At 26.2% G+C, this 301-nt stretch carries 1 pseudogene; it reads right to left on the bottom strand.

The window, feature by feature from the left end:
* A pseudogene (locus HMPREF0072_RS10455) lies at positions 1 to 301 on the bottom strand (nickase); the annotation flags it as partial.

The following is a 301-nucleotide window of genomic DNA, read 5'->3' as shown; positions in this document are numbered from 1 at the left end:
ATATTCATTGTCTTTATTAACTTGGTCTTGGAATTTTTTAATCTGTGCTATTACACTTGGTTTTTCACCTTGTTTTATAAGCTTATCTATTTCTATGGATAAATCTATACCTAATTCTTTGTTTACAAAATCTACTGAATATTTTATATGATTAATTTCCTGGTATTCATCTTTTATCTTGTCTTTTTCTTTATTTATTTCTTCAAGCTTTCCCATTAAAAGAATTTTTTCTTCATTCCACTTTTTAGGACTTAGTTTTTCCTTATCTGATAGGAGTTTTTTTAATTTCCCGCTTACTACC

Origin of the sequence: Anaerococcus lactolyticus ATCC 51172 (assembly GCF_000156575.1) — a bacterium.
Lineage (GTDB): Bacteria > Bacillota > Clostridia > Tissierellales > Peptoniphilaceae > Anaerococcus > Anaerococcus lactolyticus.
This window is presented reverse-complemented; position numbering and strand designations above follow the sequence as displayed.